17 protein-coding genes are annotated in these 19,341 nt (G+C 72.6%); 8 read left to right on the forward strand and 9 right to left on the reverse strand.

The window, feature by feature from the left end; translation table 11 throughout:
• Nucleotides 1-46: 46 nt before the first annotated feature.
• Nucleotides 47-541: a hypothetical protein gene (locus GA0070607_RS13855; protein WP_089018576.1), complete on the reverse strand. Its 495-nt coding sequence runs from the start codon at nucleotides 539-541 to the stop codon at nucleotides 47-49.
• Nucleotides 523-1,179, reverse strand: a complete 657-nt coding sequence (locus GA0070607_RS13860; RefSeq protein ID WP_089018577.1) for an HNH endonuclease family protein — start codon at nucleotides 1,177-1,179, stop codon at nucleotides 523-525. Before GA0070607_RS13860 ends, GA0070607_RS13855 begins: the two co-directional genes overlap by 19 nt.
• Nucleotides 1,180-1,286: 107 nt before the next feature.
• Between GA0070607_RS13860 and GA0070607_RS13865 the strand changes: the two genes are divergently transcribed.
• Complete coding sequence (locus GA0070607_RS13865; protein WP_089018578.1) at nucleotides 1,287-2,780, forward strand: MFS transporter; 1,494 nt, start codon at nucleotides 1,287-1,289, stop codon at nucleotides 2,778-2,780.
• 75 nt (nucleotides 2,781-2,855) lie between these two features.
• Here GA0070607_RS13865 and leuA read toward each other — a convergent pair whose 3' ends face one another.
• Nucleotides 2,856-4,607 carry a 2-isopropylmalate synthase gene (gene leuA, locus GA0070607_RS13870; protein ID WP_089018579.1) on the reverse strand — a complete coding sequence of 584 codons (1,752 nt, stop codon included), beginning with the start codon at nucleotides 4,605-4,607 and terminating at the stop codon, nucleotides 2,856-2,858.
• A gap of 237 nt (nucleotides 4,608-4,844) precedes the next feature.
• Entirely contained in the window at nucleotides 4,845-6,116 is a 1,272-nt protein-coding gene (locus GA0070607_RS13875) for an MFS transporter (protein ID WP_089018580.1), read from the reverse strand.
• Nucleotides 6,117-6,193: 77 nt separating this feature from the next.
• On the opposite strand from GA0070607_RS13875, the gene GA0070607_RS13880 reads away from it, so the two are divergent.
• Entirely contained in the window at nucleotides 6,194-7,180 is a 987-nt protein-coding gene (locus GA0070607_RS13880; RefSeq protein ID WP_089018581.1) for an ArsR/SmtB family transcription factor, read from the forward strand.
• A 13-nt stretch (nucleotides 7,181-7,193) separates the two neighbouring features.
• Here GA0070607_RS13880 and GA0070607_RS13885 read toward each other — a convergent pair whose 3' ends face one another.
• Nucleotides 7,194-7,724: a nitroreductase family protein gene (locus tag GA0070607_RS13885; protein WP_089018582.1), complete on the reverse strand. Its 531-nt coding sequence runs from the start codon at nucleotides 7,722-7,724 to the stop codon at nucleotides 7,194-7,196.
• Between the two features lie 84 nt (nucleotides 7,725-7,808).
• Complete coding sequence (locus tag GA0070607_RS13890; protein WP_231931027.1) at nucleotides 7,809-8,597, reverse strand: hypothetical protein; 789 nt, start codon at nucleotides 8,595-8,597, stop codon at nucleotides 7,809-7,811.
• 259 nt (nucleotides 8,598-8,856) lie between these two features.
• On the opposite strand from GA0070607_RS13890, the gene GA0070607_RS13895 reads away from it, so the two are divergent.
• Both GA0070607_RS13895 and GA0070607_RS13900 read left to right on the forward strand, forming a co-directional pair.
• The gene (locus tag GA0070607_RS13895; RefSeq protein WP_089018583.1) at nucleotides 8,857-10,122 is read left to right on the forward strand and encodes an aspartate kinase; all 1,266 of its coding nucleotides are present in this window, start codon (nucleotides 8,857-8,859) and stop codon (nucleotides 10,120-10,122) included.
• A gap of 5 nt (nucleotides 10,123-10,127) precedes the next feature.
• Entirely contained in the window at nucleotides 10,128-11,186 is a 1,059-nt protein-coding gene (locus tag GA0070607_RS13900) for an aspartate-semialdehyde dehydrogenase (RefSeq protein ID WP_089018584.1), read from the forward strand.
• 216 nt (nucleotides 11,187-11,402) lie between these two features.
• Here the strand turns inward: GA0070607_RS13900 and GA0070607_RS13905 are convergent, their stop codons facing one another.
• Entirely contained in the window at nucleotides 11,403-12,779 is a 1,377-nt protein-coding gene (locus tag GA0070607_RS13905; RefSeq protein ID WP_408630905.1) for a sensor domain-containing diguanylate cyclase, read from the reverse strand.
• A 245-nt stretch (nucleotides 12,780-13,024) separates the two neighbouring features.
• On the opposite strand from GA0070607_RS13905, the gene GA0070607_RS13910 reads away from it, so the two are divergent.
• From GA0070607_RS13910 to GA0070607_RS13920, 3 genes are all read left to right on the forward strand, one after another.
• Nucleotides 13,025-13,804, forward strand: coding sequence for a phosphodiesterase (locus GA0070607_RS13910; RefSeq protein ID WP_089018586.1), 780 nt, complete (start codon nucleotides 13,025-13,027; stop codon nucleotides 13,802-13,804).
• A gap of 11 nt (nucleotides 13,805-13,815) precedes the next feature.
• Nucleotides 13,816-14,484: a histone deacetylase gene (locus GA0070607_RS13915; protein ID WP_231931029.1), complete on the forward strand. Its 669-nt coding sequence runs from the start codon at nucleotides 13,816-13,818 to the stop codon at nucleotides 14,482-14,484.
• Between the two features lie 286 nt (nucleotides 14,485-14,770).
• Complete coding sequence (locus GA0070607_RS13920; RefSeq protein WP_089018587.1) at nucleotides 14,771-16,477, forward strand: bifunctional metallophosphatase/5'-nucleotidase; 1,707 nt, start codon at nucleotides 14,771-14,773, stop codon at nucleotides 16,475-16,477.
• 68 nt (nucleotides 16,478-16,545) lie between these two features.
• Here the strand turns inward: GA0070607_RS13920 and GA0070607_RS13925 are convergent, their stop codons facing one another.
• Complete coding sequence (locus tag GA0070607_RS13925; RefSeq protein WP_089021846.1) at nucleotides 16,546-17,829, reverse strand: MFS transporter; 1,284 nt, start codon at nucleotides 17,827-17,829, stop codon at nucleotides 16,546-16,548.
• A gap of 157 nt (nucleotides 17,830-17,986) precedes the next feature.
• On the opposite strand from GA0070607_RS13925, the gene GA0070607_RS13930 reads away from it, so the two are divergent.
• A complete protein-coding gene (locus GA0070607_RS13930) occupies nucleotides 17,987-18,460 on the forward strand; it encodes a hypothetical protein (RefSeq protein ID WP_089018588.1) in 474 nt (157 codons plus the stop codon).
• 27 nt (nucleotides 18,461-18,487) lie between these two features.
• On the opposite strand, the gene GA0070607_RS13935 is transcribed toward GA0070607_RS13930, so the two are convergent.
• Nucleotides 18,488-19,306 (reverse strand): class I SAM-dependent methyltransferase, encoded by an 819-nt coding sequence (locus tag GA0070607_RS13935; protein WP_089018589.1) that lies wholly within the window; start codon nucleotides 19,304-19,306, stop codon nucleotides 18,488-18,490.
• Nucleotides 19,307-19,341 lie beyond the last annotated feature (35 nt).

A 19,341-nucleotide genomic window follows, 5' to 3' on the forward strand; every position in this document is an offset into this window, starting at 1 on the left:
CAGGACGGCCCCTGGGCGTGCGGCCTGACGTGCCCCGGCGTGAGGCTCAGCCCTCCGGACGGTGCAGCAGGGCCACCGCGACGCCGTGCACCGCGTCGAGACCTGCCGGGTCGGGCAGCGGCACCGAGCCGCCGGTCACCGCGTACCACTCGTCCGCGTCCTTGTACTGCACGTTCAGCGTGACCCGACCGTCGGCGTAGCTGGTGCGCAGGGTCAGCTCCCCGGTCACCACACCCACCTCGTCGGTCATCACCCCGCCCGGCCCCGGGACGATGTCCGCGGTACGCGTGGCGCCGCTGGCCGCGTCCGCGTCCATGCCGGCACCCGGCGACGCGGTGTCGGGCGGGTTGGGGCCGTCCGCGCTCATCCCCGCGCCGGGCACCGTGCCGGCGGTACCGGTGCTGCCGTCCACGGTCATGCCCGCGGTCGCTGGCCCGGCCGACGCGCTGCCGGTCGCCGCCGCCGCGTCCTCTCCGCCCGCGTCCGGCGTCTGCTCCGGGGCCGGGCTCGCCCCGGCCCCTGTCACGGCTTGTTCGCCCATGTGCAGCCCTCCAACATGTCGTTCAGGGCGGCCTTCTCGGCACTGGTCACCGTCAGCCGCCAGTGGTGCTTGACCGTCACCCAGCTCTCGGCGTACTGGCACCAGTACGACCGGTTCGCCGGTTTCCACTGGGACGGGTCCTGGTCACCCTTTGCCCGGTTCGAGGACGCGGAAACCGCGAGAAGCTGAGGCCGCGTCGTGTCGTTGGCGAAATCGCCGCGCTTCGCGTCGTTCCAATCGTCGGCACCCGATCGCCACGCGTTGGCCAACGGCACCATGTGGTCGATGTCCACGTCGGACGGATCAGTGGCGCTGCGACCGTCGTAAACGCTCTCCCAGCGCCCGCCGACCACGTTGCAGCCGGAGAGCTTCACGTCCTTGCCGTCGCGCTGCAGGATGGTGTCCCGCACGTCGCAGTTCTTGCCGGTGTTCCGCCAGTGCGGGAAGTGCTCACGGCTGTAGCCCTTCATCGAGCCGGCGCTGGCGACCGTCAGCTGGCCCAACTGCTCGACGGCGTTGCTGCCGCCACTCGGTGGCGCCGCGTCGGGCTCATCGGGCGGGACGCAACCGGCCACGCCGAGCGCCAGCGCCGCGACGAGCGCGGCCACCGCCGCGCGCGGTCCTGATCTGGTACGCACAGACGACACCTCTCCAGCTTGCGGTCTCCCGGCGATTGCGCACAGTACCCGGGCATGGTTTCGGCGTTTCGTGGCGTCTCCCACATGGTGCAAGGCAGATTGGTGGGATGACCGCACCCGTACCGGCGCCGGCACTGCGGATGGGGACCGCCGCCGGCCGGGGGACCCTGCTCGCCGCGGTGCTCGCCTCCGGCATGGTCTTCCTGGACAGCACGGTCGTCAACGTGGCGCTGCCCAAGCTCGGCCAGGACCTCGACGCGAACGTGGCGGATCTGCAGTGGACCGTCAACGGCTACCTGCTGATGCTGGCGGCGTTCGTGCTGCTCGGCGGCGCGCTCGGGGACCGCTTCGGCCGGCGACGGGTCTTCCTGACCGGGGTGGTCTGGTTCACCGCCGCCTCGGTGCTCTGTGGGCTGGCCCAGGGCACCGGCTGGCTGATTGCGGCGCGGTTCCTCCAGGGTGCCGGCGGCGCCCTGCTCACCCCCGGGTCGCTGTCGGTGCTCCAGGCCAGCTTCCACCCGGACGACCGGGGCCGGGCGATCGGCGCCTGGGCCGGGCTGTCCGGCGTGTCCACCGCACTGGGTCCGTTCATCGGCGGCTGGCTGATCGACGCGCTGTCCTGGCGGTGGATCTTCTTCCTCAACCTGCCGATCGCCGTGCTGGTACTGCTGGCGGCCCTTCGCTGGGTGCCGGAGAGCCGGGACGAGAACGCCTCCGGGACGGTGGGGCCGGGCCGGACCCGACGCCGGTTCGACGTGGCCGGGGCGCTGCTCGGCGCGTTCGCGCTCGCCGGTGTCACGTACGCCCTGATCGACGCGCCGGCGCGCGGCTTCGACTCGGCCCCGGTGGTGGTCGCGGCACTGGTCGGGGTGCTGGCCGCGGTGGCCTTCGTGCTGCTGGAACGGCGGCGCGGAGACACCGCGATGCTGCCCACCGGGCTGTTCCGCAGCCGGCTCTTCTCGGTACTGAATATCTTCACAGTGGTGGTCTACGCCGCGCTGAGCGGTTTCACCTTCTTCTTCGCCGTCTACCTGCAGAACGTGGTCGAGTGGTCGGCCTTCCGCACCGGGATCGCGCTGCTGCCGATGACGGTGCTGCTGCTGATCGGGTCGGCCCGGGCCGGCGCGCTGTCGGCGCGGATCGGCCCACGGCTGCCGCTGGCCGTCGGACCGGCGGTGGCGGCCGCCGGGCTGCTGATGCTGCGCGACGTCGGCCCGGGCGCGTCGTACTGGCGTGAGGTGCTGCCCGGGGTGCTGCTCTTCGGGCTCGGGCTGACCCTGGTGGTGGCACCGTTGACCGCATCGGTGCTGGCCGCAGTGGAGGACCGGTTCTCCGGCGTGGCCAGCGGCTTCAACAACGCCGCGTCCCGGGCCGGCGGCCTGCTCGCGGTGGCCGCGCTGCCGCTGCTGGTCGGCCTCTCCGGCGGCGGGTACGAGCAGAAATCCGAGCTGACGCACGCGTTCCGGGGCGCGATGACCTGGTGCGCCGGCCTGTTGCTGACCGGCGCGGTGCTGGCCCTCGTCCTGGTCCACCGGCCGCCCCGCGCGGCCCCGCCGTCGCAGCCCTGCCACTCCCTGCCCGCCGCCACACCCCCGAAGTGAAAGGAAGGGCCCCTTGTTAACGCCAGGCGTTAACAAGGGGCCCTTCCTTTCACTTCATGCGCCGGGATGGGGCGTTCAGCTGCGGGCGCGGTTGACGGCGCTGGTGACCGCCTTGATCGAGGCGGTGACGATGTTGGCGTCGGTGCCCACGCCCCAGACCGCCCGACCGTCCACCTCGCACTCCACGTACGCGGCGGCCTGCGCGTCCCCACCGGAGGAGAGCGCGTGCTCGTGGTAGTCGAGCACCCGGACGCCCACCCCGACCGACTGGAGCGCGTTGACGTACGCGTCGATCGGGCCGTTGCCGACCGCGGCGAGCGACCGCTGCTCGGCGCCCACGCCTACCTGGGCCTCGATCTCGACCTTGCCGTCTGTGGTACCGATCGTGTAGCCGGCCAGGCGTACGGCCGGGTCGGGCTGGTGGTCGAGCAGGTAGTGCGTCGCGAAGATCTCCCACATGGCGGCCGGGTCGACCTCGCCGCCGTCGTGGTCGGTGACCTGCTGCACCACGCCGGAGAACTCGATCTGGAGCCGGCGGGGCAGATCCAGTTGGTGCTCGCTCTTCATGATGTACGCGACGCCGCCCTTGCCGGACTGCGAGTTGACCCGGATGACCGCCTCGTAGGTACGGCCCAGGTCCTTCGGGTCGATCGGCAGGTAGGGCACCGCCCAGGTGTGCTCGTCCACAGGTACGCCGGCGGCCGCCGCGTCGGCGGTGAGAGCGTCGAAGCCCTTCTTGATCGCGTCCTGGTGGGAGCCGGAGAAGGCGGTGTAGACCAGGTCGCCCGCGTACGGGTGGCGCTCGTGCACCGGCAGCTGGTTGCAGTACTCGACGGCCCGCCGGACCTCGTCGATGTTCGAGAAGTCGATCATCGGGTCGATGCCCTGGGAGAAGAGGTTGAGGCCCAGCGTCACCAGGTCCACGTTGCCGGTGCGCTCGCCGTTGCCGAACAGGCAGCCCTCGATCCGGTCCGCGCCGGCGAGCAGGCCCAGCTCGGCGGCGGCCACACCGGTGCCCCGGTCGTTGTGCGGGTGCAGGCTGAGCACCAGGCTGTCCCGGCGCGGCAGGTGCCGGTGCATCCACTCGATCGAGTCGGCGTACACGTTCGGCGTCGCCATCTCGACGGTGGCCGGCAGGTTGATGATCAGCTTCCGGTCGGGCGTCGGGTCGATCACGTCGATCACCCGGGCGCAGACCTCCAGCGCGTACTCCAGCTCGGTGCCCGTGTAGGACTCCGGCGAGTACTCGTAGTGGATGTCGGTGTCCGGCGTGTGGATCTCGGCGTACTTCTGGCAGAGCCGGGCGCCGGAGGTGGCGATGTCGGTGATGCCGTCCCGGTCCAGGCCGAAGACCACCCGGCGCTGGAGCGTGGAGGTCGAGTTGTAGAAGTGCACGATCGCCCGCTTCGCACCGCGCAGCGACTCGAACGTGCGCTCGATCAGGTGCTCCCGGCACTGGGTGAGCACCTGGATGGTGACGTCGTCCGGGATCATGTCCTGCTCGATGAGCTGCCGCACGAAGTCGAAGTCGGTCTGGCTGGCCGACGGGAAGCCGACCTCGATCTCCTTGTAGCCCATCTGGACCAGCAGCTGGAACATCCGGCGCTTGCGCTCGGGCGACATCGGGTCGATCAGCGCCTGGTTGCCGTCCCGCAGGTCCACGGCGCACCAGCGCGGCGCGGCGTCGACGTGCCGGGTGGGCCAGCTGCGGTCCGGCAGGTCGACCCGGAACTGCTCGCGGTAGGGCTGGTAGCGGTGGTACGGCATCCGACTCGGGCGCTGCCGGGCGATCGGATCGGTCTCAGCGTCGGTGACAGGTTGAGCCATCTCAGAGTGCTCCCTGGAACATGTGGCGTCAGCAGATCGGAAGGTGTCGGCGGGATGCCGGGCAACGGTGCGCGGCGGTGCCGAGAAGAAGTTCGGATGTGCTGGACGGCGCGATGCGACTCCGCGACGAGGTGCCGGCCGGTCAGGCCTCGTCGCGGCGGCTAAGGAGAACGAGCGCCTGCCACATGACCAGGTCACCCTACGTGATGAAACGGAGGGTGGGAAGGTAGGTCCGGATTATGGGACCGGGGCCATGGCCGGCGCCGCGGCCTCGGCACCCAGCCGCGGCGTCCGTTGCGCCCAGGCCACCGCGGGCACGATCGCCACCGCTACCAGCACGAAGATCGCTGCCGTCGGTAACCAACCCCACCCGCCGGTGGTCACCCCGAGCGCGGTCAGCCCCGCCGGGGCGATCAGGTACTGGACCTGCACGCCGAGTCCGAGCGCCCCCACGTACGCACCGCGCTGGTCGGCCGGCGGCAGGGTGGCGGTGAGCCCCCAGGTGCCCGCCGACTCGATCAGCTCGGCCAGGATCAGCAGCAACGCGGCGGCCACCAGCACCACCACTGTGAGCGCGCCCCGAGTGACGCCTGAAATCGGCAGGACCAGGCAGAACAGGGCGATCAGCAGTCCACCCCGACGGGAGGCCCGGGCCGCGCCCACCGCGGTGTCCGCGCCCCGGCTGACACGCACCTGGAGCAGCACGATCAGGACGGTGTTGAGCAGCACCAGCCCGGCGATCATCGTCTTCGGGGCGTCGGTGCGGGTGAGGATCCACAGCGGCATGACCGTCAGGTAGAGCACCCCGTGCGCGGTGAGCAGCCCGGACACCAGGGACACCGCCATGAACGGCCGGTCCCGCAGCACGTCGAGCCGACTCATCGGCTCCGCCGGTCGGGCCACCTGCGGCAGCCGGGGCAGTCGCCGCACGAAGAGGGCCGTCACGAGGAAGACCGTCGAGATGAACCAGACCATTCCCCGGTACGCGGTGATCGTGTCCACCGCCAGCACCAGGCCGCTGATCACCGCGCCGAGCCCGAAGCCGACGTTCAGCGACGAGCGCTGGTACGCCATCGCCGTGACCCGTTCGGCCGGCGGGAGCGCGTTGATCGAGTAGACCTGCCGGGCCACGCCGACAGCGGCGTCCACGGCGGCCAGCGCCACCACCACGGCGAGGAACCCCGCGAAGCCGCCCACGAACGGGTAGGTCGCGAACAGCGCCGCGTTGAGCACCAGCCCCACCACCCAGACCCGCTGCGGCCCGTACCGGTCGGTGAGCCCACCCAGCGGCACCGTGCCCAGCAGCGACACCCCCGCCGCGATGGACAGCCCCAACCCGACCTGGGCGGCGCTGAGCCCGAGTGCCCGGGTGAAGAAGACGGCGCTGCCGGCGTGGAACAGGCCGCTGCCGACGGCGTAGACCATGGCCTGCACGGCCAGGGCGCGGGTCAGCCCGGCCGGCGGTACGACGTCTCGAACGGCGGTACGGATGGTTTCTCTGGTCCCCATGTCCGAGGAGTGAAGCGGGCCCCCATCGTTCCGGTCGAGTCTTTTAGGCTGGACCGAATCCTGTTCCTGGGGGGCGTGTGTCCGAGTTGCGGTTCAGCCTGGCCGACGTGGCGGGAGTGCGGCTCGCCGTGTCTCCGGCCAACGAGACGGTCATGAGCATGTGGGCGCTGGCCAACCCGGTCCGCTACGCGGTGCACCTGCCCTGGATCGACCGGGCCCGGGTGACGGTGCGTCGTCCCGAGGTGGCCGACCGGGTCCGACCTCTGGTGGGGTTGGTCGTGCCGGGTCGCTGGCTGCCCGACTTCCTCACCCCCGCGGCCCGACCGAACGTGGAGATGGCCGAGCAGCTCGACCAGATCGCCGCGACGCCGCCGGCCGTGGTGGTCCAGGACCTGCTGTCGACCACCTGGCAAAAACCGCTGAGCCCGTTCGGGCGGGCGCTGCTCGCCGACCCCGGCGGGCTGCTGCCGCAGGTCGTAGACGCGGTGCGGGTCTGGTACGACGAAGCGATCGCCCCGGACTGGCCGCGGATGCGGGCGCTGCTCGACGCCGACGTGGCGTACCGGGCCGCGCAGCTCGCCGAGAGCGGCGCCGGTCGGTTCTTCGAGCAGCTCCACCCGAGCCTGCGCTGGCACGGCGACCGGGTGATCAGCGACGACACGTTCGAGCGGGACTTCGACCTCCGCGGTCGTGGGCTGGCGCTGAACCCGACGGTGTTCACCGAGCAGCACGTGCTGTGGAACCTGCTGGAGGATTCGCTGCCGGCCGGCGCGTACCCCGTCCGTGCCGTCGGGACGCTCTGGGAGGCGGCCGCGCCGCCGTCCGGCGACCCACTGGCACGGGTGATCGGGCCGGGCCGGACCGCGCTGCTGTACCTGCTCGAGACGGCGCTGACCACCACCGACCTGGCCCGGCTCACCGGGATGTCCGCCGGAAACGTCTCCCAGCACCTGGCCGCGCTGCACGGCGCCGGCCTGGTGTCCCGGTCCCGCGAGGGTCGGCACGTGCGCTATCACAACACCGATGCCGCGGCGGTCCTCGTCCGGGCCAGCCGGGGCGGGTGACCCCGGCGCTCGATCAGCGCAGCAGCAGCTCGGCGACCGGACGGCGGCGACGCAGGCCGGTCTCGCGGGCCCGCAGCTCGGCCGGAAGGGCGAACGGGTCCCCGAGTCGGCCGACGGCGGCGACCACCAACGGGCGGACGCCGCCGGGCAGGTCGAGCTCGGTGGAGAGGCCGGCCCGGTCGAACCGGGTGAGCTGGTGCACGTGCAGCCCGAGCGCGGTGGCCTGCACGGTCAGGTGGGCGACCGCCTGCCCCAGGTCGTACGCGGCCCGCTCGGTGTCGAGGCCGGTGTGGGCGCCGACCACCAGGGTCGCGGCGTGCCGGATCCAGATCTGGTCGTCGACCGGGAGGTTGATCAGGATCCGTTTCCAGGTCTCGTCGTCGCGGTGGCCGAGGGCGAACCGCCAGGGTTGCCCGTTCTCCGCCGACGGTGCCCAGCGCGCGGCCTCAAGCAGCGAGGCGGACTCCTCCGGGGTCAGCTCGGCGCCCGGGTCGAAAGCTCGTGGACTCCAGCGGTAGGCGAGCAGCGGGGTGAGGTCGGCCATACACCGGATCGTTCTGTATGGGTGATTCGCCCCTCAGGATGGGGTGGTTAAATGTGGGCAAGAGCACCCGTAACGGGACGAAGATCAGGGCGTTCCCGCGCTCGGGCTCTCCGGCGGGTCCGGGGTCGGCGGCGCCGCGGTGTCGAGCGGCTCCCGGTCGATGACCACCGGGCCGGCCAGCTGCACGGTGGCCGGTGCCGGGCCGGGTGCAGCGGCCAGCCGCAGCGTCCCGGCCCCGGTCCGGACGCCGGTCGGCGTGCCGTCCTGGTCGTAGCAGTAGATGCCCACATCCAGCGGTGCGTTGAGCGACGCCGAGGTGGAATCCACCGAGTAGCAGGTGCCGGTGAGGCCCTCGGGCGCGTTGGCCGGGGCGACAGCCAACGGCGCGCGTCGGTCGGTGAGAACGTTCAGCCAGTCGGTGAGCAGGTGCTGGACCCGGGGGTCCGACCGGCGTGGGATCGCGTCGTCGCGATCACCCAGGCGTACGCAACTCGCCGACCCGGTATGACCGGCCGACGGCAGGGCGCACTGGAACAGCCCGTCGGCCGTGCTGGCCATCGAGACATCGGCGGTGCCACCCAGGGCGCCCCCCGGCACATCCACCCGCCAGCTGCCGTCGTTCGCGCTGGTGAACACGATGGTGCGATCCGGTTGACCCGCCTGGCTGTACACGTACTGGGCCACCAGGTGACGGTCCTGAGCCGCCGCGGCCAGCGCGGCCAGCTCATCCCGGGCGGCGTCCACCTCGACCGACCCCGGATCGGCGGGCGGTGGAGCCGGTGGCTGCTCAGTGGTGCAGGCGACCATTAGTGCCGGCAGGGCGAGGACGAGCGGCCCGAGCACGCGGCCGGCCGAGCGGGTGAGGACGGGCACCGGCCCATTCTGGTGGGTGCGGGCGGTTGGTGGGTGCCGACGCGTACGGGCTCGTCCCGGCGTGTCGGACGGGGCGTTGCCGCGTACCCGTCCGGACCTGGTGCGACCGGCACGGCCGGGCCCGGGCGGGCCGGATGGTGGGATCACCTGACCCGGCGTCGTTACCCGACGGATACCCTCAAGGGGTCTGACACACGCCGCCGGCCCCGGTTCCGGCGGCGTCGGCACGCTCAGGGTGACTGGGAGGGAGTGCACCGTCGTGGCACTCGTGGTGCAGAAGTACGGCGGGTCCTCCGTCGCCAACGCCGAGCGCATCAAGCGGGTGGCCGAGCGCATCGTGGCCGCCCGCAAGGCCGGCGACGACGTGGTGGTGGTGGTCTCCGCGATGGGTGACACCACCGACGAGCTGCTCGACCTGGCCAACCAGGTCAGCCCGCTGCCGCCGGGCCGTGAGCTGGACATGCTGCTCACCGCCGGGGAGCGGATCTCCATGGCGCTGCTGGCCATGGCCATCCACAACCTGGGGTACGAGGCCCGCTCGTTCACCGGCTCGCAGGCCGGCGTGATCACCACCTCGGTGCACGGCCGCGCGCGGATCATCGACGTCACCCCCGGGCGGCTCAAGGGCGCGCTCGACGAGGGCGCGGTGGTCATCGTGGCCGGCTTCCAGGGCGTCTCGCAGGACACCAAGGACGTCACCACGCTGGGCCGGGGCGGTTCCGACACCACTGCCGTCGCGCTCGCCGCCGCGCTGCACGCCGACGTCTGCGAGATCTACACCGACGTCGACGGCATCTTCACCGCCGACCCGCGGATCGTGCCCAACGCCCGGCACATCAGGCTGATCACGTACGAGGAGATGCTGGAGCTGGCCGCGTGCGGCGCGAAGGTCCTGCACCTGCGTAGCGTGGAGTACGCCCGGCGGGCGGGGTTGCCGATCCACGTCCGTTCGTCATACTCGACCAACACCGGCACGATGGTCACCGGATCGATGGAGGACCTTTCCGTGGAGCAGGCACTGATCACCGGGGTCGCGCACGACCGCAGCGAGGCCAAGATCACGATCGTCGGGGTGCCCGACGAGCCGGGTGCCGCCGCGCGGATCTTCGACACGGTCGCCGGCGCCGAGATCAACATTGACATGATCGTGCAGAACGTCTCCACCGAGGGCACCGGCCGGACGGACATCTCGTTCACCCTGCCCAAGACCGACGGCCCGACCGCGATGGCCGCGCTCAGCAAGATCCAGGAGCCGGTCAAGTTCAAGGGCCTGCTCTACGACGACCACGTCGGCAAGGTCTCGCTGATCGGCGCCGGCATGCGTTCGCACCCCGGTGTGGCCGCCGGCTTCTTCGCCGCCCTCGGCGCCGCCGGGGTAAACATTGAGATGATCTCCACGTCCGAGATCCGGGTCTCCGTGGTCTGCCGGGACACCGACCTCGACGCCGCGGTCCGCGCCATTCACGACGCGTTCGAGCTGGGCGGCGACACCGAAGCCGTGGTCTACGCGGGGACGGGTAGGTAGCGCCGATGACGGCGCTGCCCACCCTCGCCGTGGTCGGAGCGACCGGTGCCGTCGGCACCGTCATGTGTGAGCTGCTCACCGGGCGTCGCAACGTCTGGGGCGAGATCCGGCTGCTCGCCTCGGAGCGTTCGGTCGGGCGGCGGGTGCGCTGCCGGGGCGAGGAGCTCGTCGTCCAGGCGCTGACCCCGGAGGCGTTCGACGGCGTCGACGTGGCGATGTTCGACGTACCCGACGAGGTCTCCACCCAGTGGGCGCCGGTCGCCGTCGCCCGTGGCGCCATCGTGGTGGACAACTCCGGTGCCTTCCGCATGGACCGGGACGTTCCGCTGGTGGTGCCGGAGATCAACCCGGAGCAGGTCCGCAACCGGCCACGGGGCATCATCGCGAACGCCAACTGCACCACCCTGGGGATGATCGTCGCGGTCGCACCGCTGCACCGCGAGTACGGCCTGCGGGAGCTGGTGCTCGCCTCCTACCAGGCGGTGTCCGGGTCCGGTCAGGCCGGCGTGGACATCCTGCACGACCAGCTCGCCAAGGTCGCCGGGGGCCGCGGGCTCGGCTCACGGACCGGCGACGTGCGGCAGGCGGTCGGCGACGACCTGGGGCCGTTCCCTGCGCCGATGGCGCTCAACGTGGTGCCCTGGGCCGGCTCGCCGGCCGACGGCGGCTGGTCGTCCGAGGAGATGAAGGTCCGCAACGAGTCGCGGAAGATTCTCGGCCTGCCCGACCTGAAGGTCTCCGCCACCTGCGTCCGGGTGCCGGTGGTGACCGGTCACTCGGTGGCCGTGCACGCGGTCTTCGCCACCGAGGTGGACGCCGAGGGTGCCCGCGAGGCGTTGCGCAACGCCCCCGGGGTGATCCTGGTCGACGATCCCGCCGCCGGTGAGTTCCCGATGCCGATCGACGCCGTCGGCACCGACCCGTCCTGGGTCGGCCGGATCCGCCGCGCCCTCGACGACCCGCGCGCCCTCGACCTCTTCATCACCGGCGACAACCTCCGCAAGGGCGCAGCCCTCAACACCGCCCAGATCGCCGAACTCCTGGCCAAGGACCTGACCGCCTAAACCCCCGCGCCCCTCTCCCCTCTCCCCGCCCCGCCCCGCCGCCCCCGCCGCGCCGCGCCCCGCGGGCCCCCCGCCCGGCCCCGTCGATCTAGGGCATATCGCTGCGGCAGGAGATCAACTCGCGGCGATATGCCCTAGATCGACGCGGGCTGGGGACGGGGGCGCGGCGCGGCGCGGCGGGAGGACGGGGAGGGGAGGGGAGGGGCGCGCGGCGGGTCAGGCGGCGGAGAGGTGGACGCCGTCGCGGCCCTGGCGCTTGACGGCGTAGAGGGCCTGGTCGGCGCGGCGGAGGGTGAGGTCGGGCGACTCGCCGGGGCGGGGTAGGGCGACGCCCACGCTGATCGTGCGGCCGGTGCGCCGGGCCGCCTCGGTCAGCCGCTCGGCGATCCGCACCGCCTCCTCCGGGCGGCTCACCTCGATCACCGCGACGAACTCGTCGCCGCCGATCCGGTACAGCTCGTCGCCGTGCCGCAGTGCCCCCTCCAGCGCCCGGGCCAGCCCGACCAGCACCTGGTCGCCGGCCTGGTGGCCGTACGTGTCGTTGACCGTCTTGAAGCCGTCGACGTCGATCGCGAGCAGGGCCGTACGGCCAGGGGTGGCGGCCGCGATCCGCTGCCCGAACGGGCCGGTGTGCCGCAGTCCGGTCAGCGGGTCGGAGCTGGCCTGTTCCCGTAGCCGGGCCAGCGTGCGCAGCCGGTCCAGGCTGGTCCAGGCCTGCCCGGCGAGCAGTTCCATCAGGCTGACCGTGGTCGGGTCCGGGCGCAGCAACCGCTCGTCGGCTACCAGCAGCACCCCGCCGGCGTCCGCCGGACCAACGGGGACGGCGACCAGGGTGCGCACCCCGGCCCGGGTCAACGGCCGGTAGTCCTCGGTCGGTGGCTGACCCGCCTCGCCCAGCGTGTATCCGGCGCCGTACCGGTGCGCCCGGTCGACCATCCGGCCGAGCGCCGCCGGGCCCGCCTCGGTCAGCTCGGCCCGGATGCGGGTCTCCAGCTCGCCGGGGGCCAGCGGCGACGGCCCCAGGAGGGCACCCTCCGGGCCGGCGATCAGCAGCACGGCGGTGGAGAGGGTGGAGACCTCCCGGGCGGCGCAGCTCGCCGCGCCCATCAGTTCCCACTCGGTCGGCGCGGAGGAGAGCGAGGCGGCGTGCCGGAGCAGCTTCTCGCTGCGGCTCTCCGCCGGCGGGCCGCCGAGCGCGACGATGCGCGCGCCGAGCCGGGCGGCCAGCCGCTGCGCGGTCTCCCGCCACGGCTCCAGGTCGACGGGCCCGCTCCACTGCAGGTCGAGCACGCCGATCGCGCGGCCGGACGGATCCAGCACCGGCACGCACAGCTCGGCGGTCACGTCCGGGCGTACCGGCAGGTAGTCCGGGTCGGCGGTGACATCCGGGACGACGGCTGGGGCGCCGGTCGCGTACACCCGGCCGACGATCCCGGTCCCGGGCGGCACGGTGGCGAAGACCTGCCAGGCGCCGGTCGCCGCGACGCAGCGCAGCCGGTCGTGGACCTGGAGCAGCACGGAGATGGTCGCCGGGGTGTAGCGGGACAGCGCGGCGACCGTCCACCGGCAGGCCTCTTGCGCGCTCGACGCCATCGGCAGGCGGACGGTGACGTCACGGATGAGTCGCTGATGATCCACTCGCACGTCGTTCCAGGTAGGGGAGGGGCCGGCCGGCGCCAAGCCGCACGATCAAGCGTACCCACGGCTGTCCGGGGCCGGCCGGGCTTCGTACACATGTGCCATCCACAGGCTGTGGACGCAGCCTGTGGGCGACGCGGGACCCCGGGCGGCGCCGGCCGGCGATAGCGTGGAGTTTCCGGCACCGAGGAGGCGAGCCCATGCTCATCGCCCAGCTCAGTGACCCCCACCTGACCACGGGCGTGCTCGCCGCCGAGCCGGCCGCCGGGCTGCACGGTGCGCTCGGCCGGGTGCTGGCGCTGCGGCCCCGACCGGACTGCGTGGTGATCACCGGCGACCTGGTTGACCACGGCCGACCCGACGAGTACGCCGTGCTCCGCGAGCTGATCGGCCGGTTCCCGCTGCCGGTGCACCTGGTCGCCGGCAATCACGACGATCGGGAGTCCCTGCTCGACGCCTTCGGCGGTACGCCCTGGCTCGGCGGCGGATTCTCCGCCTACTACCACGTCGACCACGCGGCGGCGACCGTCGTGGTGCTCGATTCGCTCATCCCCGGCAGCGACGGCGGCCAGCTCGGCGAGGAGCAGCTCGGCTGGCTCGACGGCGTGCTGGCCGGGCGGCCCGAGGTGCCCGCGGTGGTCTGTCTGCACCACCCGCCGGTCGCGGTCGGCATCCCGGTGGCCGACGCCATCCGGCTTGCCGACGGGGACGCGTTGGCCGAGGTGATCGTCCGGCACCGGCACGTCGTGCGGGTCGCCGCCGGGCACCTGCACCGTCCGGTCACCACGGGGTACGCCGGCACGGTGCTCACCGTGGCGCCCAGCACCTGGCGGCAGAGCACGCTCACCATGAGCGCCGACGAGCTGATCGGCTGGGTTGCCGAGCCGACCGCCTTCCTGCTGCACTCGGTGGAGCCGGGTGGCTGCGTGACGCACACCGTGCAGGTGAGCCACTCCGCCGGCCAGACCTGCGGCTTCTGAGGGCGCCCGTCGTGGTCGACACCGAGGAGCGGCTGGTCTGGTACGTCGCCTACGGCTCGAACATGCACGCCGCCCGGCTGGCGTGGTACATCGGCGGTGGCTGCCCGCCCGGTGGGCGGCGGACCTACCCGGGCTGCCGGGACCGCCGCCCACCGAGCCGATCGGTGCCGGTGTCGCTGCCCGGTGGAATCTACTTCGCCGGGGAGTCCGGCGCCTGGACCGGCGGGATGGCGTTCTACGACCCGCAGCTGCCGGGCGTGGCCGCCGCCCGCGCCTACCTGGTCACCCTCGAGCAGTTCACCGACATCGCGGCGCAGGAGATGTACCGGCCAGCAGGTCACGCCGCCGACCTGACCCGGGCGACCGGCGCGGCGATCGACGCGGCCGTCGTCGACGGGCGGTCCACGCTGGGCCCGGGGCGCTACGAGACGCTGGTCTGCCCGGGTCACCGCGCGGGAGTCCCGATGCTCACCTTCACCGCACCGGAGCCGGCGTCCGCCGTGCGCTGCCGTCCACCGGCGCCGGTCTACCTGGGCATGATCGCCCGAGGGTTGCACGAGTCGCACGGCTGGTCGGCCGAGCGGATCGTCGGCTACCTGGCGCAGCGCCCCGGGGTCGTGGACGGCTGGCCGCGCGACGCCGTCGCGGCGCTGGTCACCGAGGCGGTCGCCGCGGGGTGACCGTCGGTCGTGTCCTCTCTGGACCGGTGTCCGACCGGCTCGGACGGCCCTCGTCATTCGACGTCAGGTCGACGCCATCCGGCTGCCGATTCGGGGGCCACCCGGTGTATCCGCAGCTCCGATGTGCTGCCCGGGTCGACCGGTGGGCGTCTGGATGAGAGGCTGTCCGGGCGGGCGGCGATCCCCACCGCCAGCATCCGCGATCGACCCTTCCGATGGCGTCGGTCGGCGGCCCGGTCGACCCACAGTCCGGGCACCGCACGCGCCGATTCTCACGAGGAGTTCCATGTCCATCCCCGGGATGCGTCGGGCCGCAGTCGGCCTGACCGCACTCGCGCTGGCCGCGTTCGGCGCGGTCGCCACAACCCCCGAGCAGGCCGAGGCGGGACCGAAGCCGGTCGACGTCACCCTGCTGGCCCTCAACGACTTCCACGGCAACCTCGAACCCCCGAGCGGTTCCAGCGGCACCATCGCCGGGCAGGCCGCGGGTGGCGTCGAGTTCCTGGCGACCCACCTGGCCGAGTTGCGCGCCGCCGCCAAGAAGAAGAACACCATCACGGTCGCCGCCGGTGACCTGATCGGCGCGTCCCCGCTGCTCTCCGCGGCGTTCCACGACGAGCCGACCATCGAGGCTCTGAGCATGGCCGGCCTGGACTACGCCAGCGTCGGCAACCACGAGTTCGACGAGGGCGCCGCCGAGCTGCTGCGGATCCAGAACGGCGGCTGCCACCCGGTGGACGGCTGCGCCGACGGCACCCCGTACCGGGGCGCCAGCTTCAAGTACCTGTCCGCGAACGCCTTCAAGACCGCGACCGGCAAGCCGCTGATGGCGCCGTACGCGATCCACAAGGTGCAGGGCGTCAAGGTCGGCTTCATCGGGATGACCCTGGAGGGCACCCCGGAGATCGTCAGCCAGCAGGGCGTCGCCGGCCTCACCTTCGCCGACGAGGCGGTCACCGCCAACCGGTACGCCCGCGAGCTGCGTAGCAAGGGCGTGGAGACGATCGTCGTCCTGCTGCACGAGGGTGGCACCCAGGCCGCGACCGGCGGCATCAACGACTGCGTCGGCATGACCGGCCCCATCGTGGACATCGCCAACCGGATGGACCCGTCGATCGACGTGGTGGTCAGCGGGCACACCCACCAGGCGTACAACTGCGACATCAACGGCAAGCTGGTCACCAGCGCCAGCTCGTTCGGTCGCCTGGTCACCGACATCGACCTCAAGATCGACCGTCGGAGCGGGGACGTGATCTCCGCCGCGGCGAACAACGTCGTGGTCAGCCGGGACGTCGCCAAGGACCCGAAGCAGACAGCTCTGATCGACCGGTACAAGACCGTGCTCGGCCCGGTCGCCGACCGTCAGGTCGGTGAGACCACCCAGGCGATCACCCGCGCCCAGGAGACCCTCTTCGGTACGGCCATGGGCGAATCCGCACTGGGCAACGTGATCGCCGACGCGCAGCTCGCCGCCACCGACGACGAGCAGGGGGCGGTCGCCGCGTTCATGAACCCGGGCGGCGTCCGGGCCGACCTCGACGCCGGCCCGGTCACCTATGAGGAGGCGTTCACGGTGCAGCCGTTCGCCAACAACCTGGTGACGCTCGACCTGACCGGCGCACAGCTCTACTGCGTGCTGGAGCAGCAGTTCGTCACCGGCCGCACGCTGTACCCGTCCGCGACGGTCGGCTACGTGGTCGACCCGGACGGCACCACCGGCACCGCCGCCGACCCGTGCGTCGGCACCCGCGTCGTCCGGGGCAGCCTCACCTTCGGCGGCACCGCGGTCGACACCGCCGCCACCTACCGGGTGACGGTGAACAACTTCCTGGCCGGCGGCGGCGACGGGTTCAGCGCCCTCACCGGCGGCACGAACCTGGTCACCGGGCAGATCGACCTGGACGCGTTCGTGGCGTACCTGACCGCGCAGTCGCCGGTCTCCGCTCCGACGCTGGACCGGATCCGCACCACCGCCGAGGTCCCCGCCGCCTGACGGGCGACCCCGCGACGATCGGGCCCCGGAGCACCCGCTCCGGGGCCCGACCCGTCCCTGCCCGCTCGTCAGGCGGTGGCGGGTGCCGGCTCGGGGGAGGTCGCGCCGGTCGTCACCCGCCCGTCCTGCGCGGCGGTGAGCAGCCGGCGCAGCGAGAGCGCCACCAGCGAGGCCACCAGGCAGCCGCCGACCACGACCGCCACCCAGACCATGCCGTTGGCGGCACCGATGAGTGGACCGGCGGTCACCGGACCGATCACGCCGCTGACTCCGAAGATCATCGAGCTCATGGCGTTGTACCGGCCGCGCAGCTCATCGGTGGCCAGCGCGTTGGTCAGCGCCGGCATCACCGGCGACAGCATCGTCTCGCCGAAGCCGAAGATCGCCGAACAGGCCACCACGCACAGGGCGGCCACCAGGGCGTTTCCGGCGCTGACCAGGCCGGCCGCACCGAGAACCAACCAGGCGGTGGCGAACACCGCACCGACCACCGCGAGCGCGGCGGTGCGGCTGCGCCCCTCGATCCGGCGGATCACCAGCAGCTGGGCGAGCACGATCATCACGGTGTTGGCCGCGAGCGCCCAGGCCACGACCCGGGGGTTCACCTCGGCGACCCGCACGGCATACGCGGCGAAGCCCACCTCGATCTGGGCGTACCCGCACGTGGTGAGGACCAGGCCGAAGATCACCAGCCGGCGGAACGGGCGGTCGCGGAGCACGGTCAGGTAGCCACCGGCCGACGGCTCGCCACGCGTCCGGCGGTTGCCGAGACGGTGGCCGACGCCCGGCAGGGTGAGCAGGATCAGCGCCGGCATCAGGTAGCTCACCGCGTCCAGCAGGTAGATCACCTGGAAGGTGCCGGGTCGGGCGGTGTCGATGATCGCGCCGGAGGTCATGCCGCCGATACCGATACCGAGGTTGAGCAGGGCGAAGTTCAGGCCGAAGACCCGCTGCCGCTCGCCGTCGTCGGTCAGCGAGGCGAGGATCGTGTTCTGCCCGGACCAGATCGCCGAGCTGCCGATCGCGATCACCGTCATCACCAGCAGCGCCGAGCCGGTCGAGTGGACCAGCCCCAGTGAGCCGGTGCCCACCGCCTCGACCAACAGGCACGGCACCACCACCCGGCGGGCGCCGAACCGGTCGATCAGCGTCCCGCCCAGCGGCGACAGGGCCAGCGTGACCGCGCCGTACCAACCGATCACCAGGCCGGCGCGGGTGTCGGTGAGCCCGCGCACGTCGGTCAGGTAGATGAACAGGAACGGCAGGGTCAGCCCGCGCCCGATCGCCGACAGCAGGGTGCCGACGAGGATCCGGCGAGCTTCCGAACGGCGGGGGAGGGAGCGACGCAGCATGTCCGGCATTCTGTTCGTCGGGTGTGACGGTTGGCGAACCGATTACCGTGCTCCCCGCGCACCCGCCGGTGGGTCCGTGACGGAGCACACGACCGGGTCCCTCCAGTCCGGTCGGTGCCCGCGCCCGGCTGTCGGTGCGCTCTGCCATGCTGGCCCGGTGACCGTGACCTGGCGACACCTGCCCGCACCGGCCCGTGAGATCGCCGTCGCGGCCGGCGAGGCCGTCGCCGCCGCACAACAGCGCGACCCCACGGCGTACGGGGCGGCCGTGGAGCGGCTCACCGGTGCCGACCGGTCCGGCCTGGTGCTCGGCGCGGCGGTCCGGCTGCTGTTGGAGGAGACACATCCGGACGGGCTGGACGGCGACGACGTCCGCCAGGTGCTGGAGGTCTGCGTTCGCTCGGCCGCCGGCTGGCTTCCGGAGGTCGACCCGCACGTGGTGCTGGTGCTGCTCGCCGGTGCGCTCGGTGTGTACGACCCGGGCGACGACGACAACCCGCCGGGCCCGGCGGCGATCGCCCGGCACGCCCCGCTGCTCGTCGCCGACCTGCTGACGACCGCCGGCCGGCCGCTCGACGGCTACCTGGCCACCGCGTTCGCCGAGATCGAGCGCACCGAGCGGCAGGACTGACGCCACGCCCGGTGCGCTCCCCTCGGGTCATGCCGCCGTCCGCTGCGCCACCACCTCCAGGTACTCCGCCGGGATCCGTACCGTGCCGTCGCTGGCGCTGTTGTGCGTCCGGGCCAGCTCCACCAGGTCGGCGTGCAGTTGCGGGCGTCGCTCCTCGGGCAGCGCCTCGAACGCCTTCAGCGTCGGCCCGTAGTTGGCCCGGAAGAAGTCCGCGAACTCCTCGGGCGTGCCGAAGCGGAAGACGAAGTCACGGCGTACCGCCCGCAGTTCGCCCACGGACCCGCCCAGCAGCTCGCGGAGCCGGCCCTCGTCGCCCCACTGGACCGGCGGGCGCAGCCCGGCCGGCGGCGGCACGTGCCGCCCGACCGTGCGGAACAGGTCTCCGATGAACCCCTGGGGCGTCCACGACGCCAACGCCACAGTGCCGCCGGGCCGGCAGACCCGGAGCAGCTCCGCCGCCGCCTGCTCCTGGTCCGGCGCGAACATCACGCCGACGACGGAGAGCACCGCGTCGAAGGAACCATCGGGGTACGCCAGCCGCTCCGCGTCGCCGGTCACGAAGGTGACCGGCAGCCGCTCCGCCGCGGCCCGCGCGTGGCCACGCTCCAGCAGTTCGGGTACGTAGTCGACGCCGGTCACCAGGCAGCCGCAGCGGGCGGCGGCGATGGCGGCGTTGCCGGTGCCGGTCGCCACGTCCAGCACCCGGGCGCCGGCCGGCAGGTCGGCCGCCGCCACCAGCCACTCGGCGATCGGGTGGATGAGCGCGGCGACCGCGCCGTAGTCGCCGCTGGCCCAGGTCACCTGCTGGCGTGCCTTCACGGCGCTGAGGTCGAGTGCGGTGGTCATTGTGTGGTCCCCCTTTGGACGGATCGCTGTGCCAC

Source organism: Micromonospora coriariae, assembly GCF_900091455.1.
Classification (GTDB): Bacteria; Actinomycetota; Actinomycetes; order Mycobacteriales; family Micromonosporaceae; genus Micromonospora; species Micromonospora coriariae.

Excerpts from the sequence above, each read along its gene's own strand:
- GA0070607_RS13855 (WP_089018576.1), bottom strand. The coding sequence starts at position 541 with ATGGGCGAACAAGCCGTGACAGGGGCCGGGGCGAGCCCGGCCCCGGAG.
- GA0070607_RS13865 (WP_089018578.1), top strand. The coding sequence starts at position 1,287 with ATGACCGCACCCGTACCGGCGCCGGCACTGCGGATGGGGACCGCCGCC.
- leuA (WP_089018579.1), bottom strand. The coding sequence starts at position 4,607 with ATGGCTCAACCTGTCACCGACGCTGAGACCGATCCGATCGCCCGGCAG.
- GA0070607_RS13875 (WP_089018580.1), bottom strand. The coding sequence starts at position 6,116 with ATGGGGACCAGAGAAACCATCCGTACCGCCGTTCGAGACGTCGTACCG.
- GA0070607_RS13885 (WP_089018582.1), bottom strand. The coding sequence starts at position 7,724 with ATGGCCGACCTCACCCCGCTGCTCGCCTACCGCTGGAGTCCACGAGCT.
- GA0070607_RS13900 (WP_089018584.1), top strand. The coding sequence starts at position 10,128 with ATGACGGCGCTGCCCACCCTCGCCGTGGTCGGAGCGACCGGTGCCGTC.
- GA0070607_RS13905 (WP_408630905.1), bottom strand. The coding sequence starts at position 12,779 with ATGGCGTCGAGCGCGCAAGAGGCCTGCCGGTGGACGGTCGCCGCGCTG.
- GA0070607_RS13910 (WP_089018586.1), top strand. The coding sequence starts at position 13,025 with ATGCTCATCGCCCAGCTCAGTGACCCCCACCTGACCACGGGCGTGCTC.
- GA0070607_RS13920 (WP_089018587.1), top strand. The coding sequence starts at position 14,771 with ATGTCCATCCCCGGGATGCGTCGGGCCGCAGTCGGCCTGACCGCACTC.
- GA0070607_RS13925 (WP_089021846.1), bottom strand. The coding sequence starts at position 17,829 with ATGCTGCGTCGCTCCCTCCCCCGCCGTTCGGAAGCTCGCCGGATCCTC.
- GA0070607_RS13935 (WP_089018589.1), bottom strand. The coding sequence starts at position 19,306 with ATGACCACCGCACTCGACCTCAGCGCCGTGAAGGCACGCCAGCAGGTG.